Origin of the sequence: Streptococcus sp. 20925_1_77, assembly GCF_041432125.1 — a bacterium.
GTDB lineage: Bacteria > Bacillota > Bacilli > Lactobacillales > Streptococcaceae > Streptococcus.
Map to the genome: position 1 here is coordinate 64849 of NZ_JAPVZB010000013.1, position 8535 is coordinate 73383.

The window sequence follows — 8535 nt, forward strand, 5'->3', positions numbered from 1 at the left end:
CAAAAAAATTAAAAAAAAAAAAAAACAAATCTTCCTTTGAAGATCTGTCTGATTGGGCTTTTTTCACTCCCTATTTTTATCTCTATACTATCTCCTGCAGAGCTTGGGCTAGGATGCGATACCCGGCCACACTTAGATGGAGGCCATCTGTCGTATAGGCTTCTGCTAACTGCCCCACTTCATCCAATAAAGACGAATACACATCGACATAGCTGACCTGGTGGTAGGCTTGGGCCAATTCTTGATAAGCCTGATTGAGGGCTTGAATTTTATCATTGGTCCGCACATAGACCTTTTGTTTGTAGCGCTCTTCTTGACTCACCGGTAGAACCGAGATCAGGTTGATGTGGCTCAGCGGAAAATCTCGCATGATCGCTTGTAAGACCGCTTCTACATTGTCTAAGGTTTCCTTTTGAGGAATTTCTTTTCCGATATCATTGGTCCCGAGCAAGAGAAAGATCTGATCCACCGCCGTTCCAAAAACATGGGCGTCTAGATGCTTACGAAGGAGATCCGTCTTATAGCCTCGTACTCCTCGATTGACCATGTGTTTGGGACTTTGTAATAGTTCATGAATGGGGAAATACTCTACGATGGAGTCTCCGATAAAGATCAAACCAGGCTCCTTCAGAGGCTCTTGATTGAGCTCCCGGTAGGTTGTTAAAATTTTCTCCTGCTCCTTTAAGAGCCAGTCTTCTAACAGTTGTACCGCCATCTACTTCTTTCCTTTCACTTGTTCCCAGGGGGTCAGTCCTAGATACTCTTCGATCACTTGGTAGACACCGCCTTCTTGATGGCTCGGTGCTAGGTGTTTGGCAACAGCCTTGACAGCTTCTTCTGCATTGGCCACCGCATAGGAGTGACCAGCCATTTCAAGCATTTCGATGTCGTTTCCGCTATCCCCAAAGGCCATAACCTGACTAGCATCAAGCTGCCATTTCTCCATTAATTGAGCCAGTCCCCAAGCCTTGTGAATACCTGCTTGTAAGAGATCCATGCTGCCGAAACCGCTCGAAACCGCCATCAGCTGATCTCCAAAAGCCTGTTGGACTTCCTGACTCACTTGATCAAGACGATCCAAGCCAACCACCAAGCTCATTTTAAGCACCTGGTCAAACAAATCGGCTGTCAATTCCGGAACAAACTTCATCCGCTTGTACAAGGCTTCAATCACTTCCGGCTGCATGAATTTTTCAACTTCTGTAAAGACCGTGCCTTCCTTGACAAAGCCACCATTGACAGCTGATACAACCAATTGATCTGAAATTTCCCGGCCCTTAAAATAAGCAAGAACCGCCTCCACCAATTCCCGATCCCAGAATTTTCCTAGAACCATCTGGTCATTCTCAAAAATCCGAGCTCCGTTGGCGACGACCAGGGTCACCCGCTTGACCAAAGGACCCAAGAGCTGGCGCATGCGATGGATTTCATTTCCCGTCGCAATGACAAAGCGAATCCCTTTTTGATCCAAGTGGTCCAAAAGTCTTTCCAGACGCGGAAGGTCCACCTCTCCTCGCTCATCTAATAAGGTACCATCCATATCTGTTGCAATCAACTTAATCATACAATCTAACCTTTTCCCTTTCATAGGGTGCAAACTATCTGTTCCCATTATACCACAGATCAAGCAAGTCAAAACCACCCGTGAAAACAGGTGGTTTACTTTTAGTTTGAAAGTTGCTACTAAAGACCAAGTGATATCATAAATATAATCCCTTTTCTACACTTTCCTGAACCAACTCTTCTGTCAGTTTCCATAACGCTTTGGACTCACTTTTTATAAATTTTTTCTTTTCCAATACCATCTCTGAACGGATATGATCGGGATTATAATTTACTTCAGACACTTCCAAGTGATTGATCAGTGGTACCAACGCATCAATCACTCTTGCATATCTTGCCTCAGGACTCTGCCCTTTTTCAAACTCCAACCACGAATTTTTCATATTCAAATAGGTTGCTTCTGGAAGGAGGCTCATTGTTTTTTCTATAGATGCTAGCTCTCTATCATGAGCATGAACCTTTTTTTCATCATCAAACACCCAAGTATCTCCGGCATAAATCTCACCTAAATCATGAATCAATAACAGAAACATGACCTTTTCCATATTCAATTTTTCAGGATAATAATCTTGAAAAACCATCGCAGCTACCGCACCCTGCCAAGAATGCTCGGCACTATTTTCAAACCGTCCATCAAGGGTTTTATTAAACCTTGTTACTGACTTTAATTTCTCGATTTCTTTAATAAATTCAACTGTCTGATTCAAATCACTCATGGCGACACCAACCTCCCGATTCGAAATTACGACTATCATACCAAAAATCAGGTTTTCCATAAATGAATTCCCGTATTTGCAAAAGAAAAAGAAAATAATTCAGATTGGATACAAAATCATCTTAGAAACTTTCCTTAGGTGAGTACGGACGTCAGCGAACTTCAAAGAAGTTCCATGACTTAGTTTTGAACCTAAAGTTTCAAAACTCCCGAGTGCCTGAAACAATTATGTTTCAGGCACTTTTCTCACGGCGGAAAGTTTCAGTGAGTATTTGAATGAGCCTAATAGTATATATCATTTTAATTTTTTTTAGGATCACTTAAATTGTTTTATGTAAAAAAGTCTGCAATCTATTTCCACTGACACCTTGATTTTTGTAGTTTCTTGCCTCATGTGAATTTTAAAAAAAGCTAACCAGTCTTTACTGCTTAGCTTCTATTTTTCACCCAACAAAAGCCCAAATAATGGCAATCAACACTGCTGGAAGGAGGTTGGCGACCTTGATTCGTTTGCCCCAGATGAGGTTGATCCCAACACAGAGAATGAGGCTGGAGCCGACTAGTGAGAGATTCGACAGCGCTTGTGGGGTCATGATCGGTGCGATCAAATGGGCCAACAGCGTAATCGCCCCCTGAAAGATCACGAGTGGAACCACCGCAAAAATGGCACCCTTTCCTTTCGAAACGGTCAAAACCAGAACAATGACCATATCCAGAATAGCCTTGGCCAACAAGGTCGAGGTGTCGCCTGTCAAGCCATCCTGGACTGCTCCGACTACCGCCATAGCCCCGATACAAATGGTCAAGGCCGTGGTCATAAAGGCATCAACAAAGCTGGAATCGCCTTGGTTGCCCGTCTTTTCCTTCAGCCAGGTTCCCAGACGCTCAAAACCCTCCTCAATCTTCAAGAGTTCCCCGATAACGGTCCCGATTACTAGACTCAGAATCAACATCATACTGCCGTGACTCTCCACATGACTTCCATGCACCACCAGCATCTTTTCCAAGGTCCCTGCGATGCCCAAGACAAAAACAGCAACTCCTGTCACTTTCAGAAGGGTCTCATGAAAATCTTCTGAAAAACGTTGACCAATGAGCAGTCCTAAAAGCCCACCAAATACAACTCCTAAGGCATTATAAAAGGTCCCTAAACCGATCATTTACAAACTCCTTCGTTCATTTTTCATTCTTTTTCAATTTCTTTCAAAGACCAGTGCCCCGTCTCTTCATACTGGTCAATCAAGTCCTTGGCTGTTTGCGTAATCTCCTCTGGATAATGCAAGCTTTCTAGAGTATTGACCGCATTCTTGGTTACGGCTGATCCTGACTTGATCTGGTAGTCAAAGACGATCTTGCCGTCCACATAGCGACTGTCAAAATGGTAATTATCATTGACCTCACCAGAGGCCGCGACAAGTTCAATATCATGGCTGGAAATCATGTAGAGGCAGTTTTGGGCAGCCAGCCAGCGGACAATCCCAAGTCCTGATCCGATCCGCTCGATGGTATTGGTCCCCTTAAAGAGCTCGTCAATAAAGAAGTAGTGAAAACCTGGCTCTTTCAAATGCTGAATCATACGCAAAATAGCTTTGCTCTCAGTGATGAAGTAACTATCTCCAACTTCAATATCATCGCTCACATCCATAGCCGTTAGAACATGACCGTAAGGAAGGGCCAATGTTTCTCCATAGGCAAAACCTAAGCCTTGAGCCAGAATGGCATTGATGGCGACAGTTTTCAAATAGGTCGATTTCCCAGAAGCATTGTCCCCACTGATGACCATATTTTTTTGAAAATGCACATCATTCGCAATCGGATTGGACAGCAAGGGATGATAGAGCGTCTCTCCCTCAATGCCACCCGTTTCCGTAAAGACTGGCTGGCAGACCACTTCTATATCCCGCTTGTGGCGCAAGAGGCTAATAGCAACTTCCATCTCCCCTAGCAGATCCAGAAGCTTCTGGGCCTCTTTTTGATGAGCTTTCACCTGATTGTAAATATAAACCTTAGCGATCTGCGGGAGTAAAAAGAGGTCGTTGAGGTAGAGGAGAATAATTTCCATCTCAGAAGTCCCCGTTGGACTCTGCAAGACACTGGCAAGGATCCGCGTTTTCTTAAAGGGTTTGACTGCCTGCTTAAGTTCTTCTTGTTGTGGCAAGGCTAGATGGCTCAAGCGTTCTGCCGAAGCAAAGATGCGGACCAAATAGCTAACATTGTCCAGACGGATTTTATTGGACAAATTGCGCAAACTCGAAAAGACGATATTAAAGATCACACTGATCACCAAGAGGGTAATGGCCCCGACTGGCTCAAAGGGGATGGCAAAGAGACAGACAATAGGAAGACAGGCCAAGGCTAGATAGAGGGGCAAACCTGCATAATGCTTGCCGGGATTTGCGACAATACTTCGCGCCATGTTGTGGTTCTTCTTGCCCAGTTGGTTGAAAATGACCTGGACCTTGAGGCGCAAATCAGGATACTCTTCAAAGAAGGCTTCTAAGTCATGAAGCTGGTCCTGAGGCTGGAATTCCAGCAGGCGCATTTTTTGATAGAGAGCCTCTGCTCCAAGGCTCGATTGGGTATAGTTGAGCTGATCAAAGACCGCATCTAAAGCCAAATCATGCCAGGTCTGATCATCCACTTGGCTGTCGATCGTCTGTCCCTTAGCTGGATAAGCCAGACTATCTATCAAACTTTCTTCTGTGTCTTTCTTGCGAAAGAAAGGCGCTCCATCCCAAGCCTTCTTCAGCTTTTGCTTGAGGCGGATAGCCGTAAGAAATTTGGTTGCCCAAATCACCACGATCAGTCCTAGGATCCCAAGCGGGATCCAGTTCACATTTCCTTCCATGCTCTATTCCTTTCCACTCTGAGGCCAGTCCAAGTGAACATGTTCCTTCATTTCTCGGTAAGCCGTGTCCACTCTCTCCTTGGTCTCCTCATCCAGCTTGTCGCGGTATTTGCCACCCTGGATAAAATCTTCCAAAATATAGGTCTGGTACTTGTACAAGTCATAGCCTTCAGGAGAATAGGTGCCCTTCGGAGTCCGACTGACCCAGGTTGGATGAGCAGTAGCCGTCTTAATCCGTGTCTTGCGACCAACCTTTTCAACGGTCACATCCATCAAGACCCCTCGCTCTGTCCATTGAGCAGTCTCCACATCTCCCATCGTTTCCAGACGCTGATTGGACAGGAAATTCCCCATTGAGTAGATGATGAGCTTGTTTTGACCATCTTTATTGACCACTTCAGCAGGCTCTACAACATGGGGATGCCCGCCAAAGACAATATCAGCTCCCCAAGAAACCATCTTGTGGTAGAGCTCTTTTTGCTCTTCTGTCGGCTCCAACTGGTACTCGATTCCCATCTGGGGCATGACAATGGTGATATCGGCCTCTTGCTCTGCCTTTTGGATCTCCGCCTTCATCCGCTCTTCATCCAGATCAGACAAGACATCTGCTTGCTCCTCTGGAGTAAGGGTCGTTTCCATTCCATTAAAGCCGTATGCGTAGGCTAGAATAGCAATCTTGATGCCATTCACTTCCTTGATCACCAAGGGGGCCTGGCCTCTCTTTTCATGCGTGTAGACACCGACAGGTGTGATGCCTGCATCTTCAAAGGCCTTGGCTGTCGAATAGACCCCTTCTAGACCTGAATCCAAGATATGGTTGTGTCCCAAATCCATGACATCATAACCAGCATCCTTGATGGCTGGTACGACTTCGCTCGGCGCATTAAAGAGGGGATAACCTGACAAATAATAATTCGGGTTAATGGTTCCCTCAAAATCTCCCAAGGCCAGATCCGCCTTTTGTAGCCAGGGTTTGACATACTCATAATTTTCATGAAAATCATAGGTCCCATCTTCTTTTTGTGCGCTCATATAGACCAAATCATGGTAGAGCTGATCTCCATTGGCCATGATCCGAGCTGTATGAGGAATCTGATCAGCCGGTGTCTTGGCCTTGTACACAACCTCTGGCCGTTCGGTTGCGGTGATCGGAAAGCCTTGGAACTTTTGCACCCACAAGATAGCATTGGCCACGATAAAAACGACTGACAAGAGCACATAGACAAACTGTTCATTGGTCAGCTGAATCCTTGAAAAAAGACGATCAAAAGCCCAGTCAAAGGCCGCCGATAGTTCTTTTCCCATCGTTTTGATGGTTCCTTTCACACTCTCCCACTTCTCTAACATTCCTACCTCTTCTTCGTACCTAGTTTCTCCAATGATCCGCCGACATATTGAGCTGTCATTGAAATACTTTCTCTTCATTGTATCACAATTTTTAAGAAGAGAAAAAAGAGAGCAGGACAGAAGCGCTATTGTTTAGAACCGCTTCTTTGTCCTGCTCCTGCACAGTTGATTAATTCATATAAATGATCGATCATCACTTTTTATCGTTTGATTTGGACAAGCTAATTGCAACCATGACAAGACTTAGGAAAAAGGCCGAAAACAACCCTTTTGTCGTCCGATTCATAAAAGGTTGATGGAATACAAAATGATTATAGGCAGTAAATCCTAACCCAATCAGAGTCACCATAGCCGAAAGCGCAAAAATTGTTAGCCACAAATTTCTTTTTTTCATCATTAACTCCGTTTTTCGATCTACTAGAAAGACCCTCTTATCTCAAAGCTTTTAACAAATATCCATAACCTTCTTGCTCCATTTCATCTTTTGGAATAAAGCGCAGAGAGGCCGAATTGATACAATAGCGAAGACCTCCTTGGTCTTTTGGTCCATCTGTGAAGACATGTCCTAGATGGGCATTGCCTGAGCGGGAACGAACTTCGATCCGCTCCATCCCGTGGCTATGGTCCTGGTAATATTGGACAACATCTTTGGCAATGGGACGAGAGAAACTTGGCCAGCCACAGCCAGACGCAAACTTATCCTTGGCAAAGAAGAGAGGCTCACCAGTCGTAATATCCACATAGATGCCCTCTTCAAAGGTCTGATCATAGGCATTGTGGAACGGACGTTCCGTCGCACTCTCCTGAGTGACTTGGTACTGTTCTGCTGTCAGTTTCGCCTTTAAGGTTTCTTGATCTGGCTTCTGATAGGCTGCCGGATCAATCAAGGGTTGCTCAGCATCCGTCACATCGATGTGGCAATAGCCTCCAGGATTCTTCTTGAGGTAGTCTTGGTGGTAATCCTCAGCTAGGATATAGTGGCGCAAGGGTTCCAACTCAACCGCAATTTTGCGGCCTAGTTGCTTCTCTTCTTCCGCAAACACTTGGGCGATCACTTCACGATCTGCCTCGTTTGTATAATAGACACCGGTTCGATATTGGCGGCCTCGATCATTTCCCTGCTTGTTAATGGACAAGGGATCGATCACCCGGAAATAGTAGAGCAGAATCGCTCGTAGGGTGATTTTATTTGGATCGTAGATGACCTGAACGGTCTCTGCATGATCCGTTTCCTTGATCAGTTGGTAATTGGTCGTTTCTACCTGGCCATTGGCATAGCCCACCGTCGTCTCTTCTACACCGAGGATCCGTGAAAAATATTCCTCTAAGCCCCAAAAACAGCCACCTGCTAGATAAATCTCTGCCATCTTTTCTCCTCGCTTCCTGCATTCCCCACAAGGAACGCTTCTTACTATTAGCTCCATCATAATCCAAGAGCCTCAGATTTTCAAGGATTCTGCATCAAAAATCCCTTCTACTATATGTAAAAGGGATTCAATCCTTCTTATTTTTCAAATAAGAAAAAGAGCGAGTAATAGAAGTTCCAAAATGATAGGGTTAACTGATGTAGTAAATCATGAAGGACTATCATGACCAACACCTCCTCTGAATATCTGTGGACAAACACAAAGCTAGATTCAACTACAAAACCACAGTCGGTCCATAGACCTGTAACTGAGGCTTCACAACCTCGTAATGCCAGTGATCATAAGTTCGCCAAGCTTGAAAGGCCTCTTCGTTCAAAGCTAACCCACCCAGACCAATCAATAGACTGGCGGTCTGATAAAACTTTTCCAACTCCATCAACAGACGATTGTCTACCCGCCTAGCCTTTCGTAAACCTTTCAACATCTGATCTAGATTTTCTCGAAATCGAAGGGCATCTAAACTGGGGGTGAATCCCTTAGAAAAGGCTGTTTGAAGAAGGCTGATCGTCGTTCTTGCTTCTTGAATCACATCCCTTTCTTCCATATAAATCACCTTCCTTTTCACCTCCATTGTACACCTTTTTCTCTCTATAAAAATGGAAAATTCCTAAAACTAGGAACAGAATGAGGTTGGG

8 protein-coding genes are annotated in these 8535 nt (G+C 44.8%); all 8 read right to left on the reverse strand.

Annotation, left to right across the window (positions count from 1 at the left end; all coding sequences use genetic code 11):
• Positions 1 to 82: 82 nt before the first annotated feature.
• Positions 83 to 715 carry an SGNH/GDSL hydrolase family protein gene (locus O3626_RS07740; RefSeq protein ID WP_371496243.1) on the reverse strand — a complete coding sequence of 211 codons (633 nt, stop codon included), beginning with the start codon at positions 713 to 715 and terminating at the stop codon, positions 83 to 85.
• Positions 716 to 1564, reverse strand: coding sequence for a Cof-type HAD-IIB family hydrolase (locus tag O3626_RS07745; protein ID WP_254727466.1), 849 nt, complete (start codon positions 1562 to 1564; stop codon positions 716 to 718). It abuts the gene before it with no gap.
• Positions 1565 to 1700: 136 nt separating this feature from the next.
• Positions 1701 to 2279, reverse strand: a complete 579-nt coding sequence (locus tag O3626_RS07750; RefSeq protein ID WP_371496254.1) for an HD family hydrolase — start codon at positions 2277 to 2279, stop codon at positions 1701 to 1703.
• A 442-nt stretch (positions 2280 to 2721) separates the two neighbouring features.
• The gene (locus O3626_RS07755; RefSeq protein ID WP_315377365.1) at positions 2722 to 3438 is read right to left on the reverse strand and encodes a DUF554 domain-containing protein; all 717 of its coding nucleotides are present in this window, start codon (positions 3436 to 3438) and stop codon (positions 2722 to 2724) included.
• Positions 3439 to 3461: 23 nt separating this feature from the next.
• Positions 3462 to 5126 (reverse strand): hypothetical protein, encoded by a 1665-nt coding sequence (locus tag O3626_RS07760; protein WP_371496246.1) that lies wholly within the window; start codon positions 5124 to 5126, stop codon positions 3462 to 3464.
• Between the two features lie 3 nt (positions 5127 to 5129).
• The gene (locus tag O3626_RS07765) at positions 5130 to 6473 is read right to left on the reverse strand and encodes a CapA family protein (RefSeq protein WP_371496248.1); all 1344 of its coding nucleotides are present in this window, start codon (positions 6471 to 6473) and stop codon (positions 5130 to 5132) included.
• A 431-nt stretch (positions 6474 to 6904) separates the two neighbouring features.
• Positions 6905 to 7840 (reverse strand): peptide-methionine (R)-S-oxide reductase MsrB, encoded by a 936-nt coding sequence (gene msrB, locus O3626_RS07770; RefSeq protein ID WP_371496250.1) that lies wholly within the window; start codon positions 7838 to 7840, stop codon positions 6905 to 6907.
• 274 nt (positions 7841 to 8114) lie between these two features.
• Positions 8115 to 8471 (reverse strand): helicase BlpT, encoded by a 357-nt coding sequence (locus O3626_RS07775; RefSeq protein WP_371496252.1) that lies wholly within the window; start codon positions 8469 to 8471, stop codon positions 8115 to 8117.
• Between the last annotated feature and the right edge of the window lie 64 nt (positions 8472 to 8535).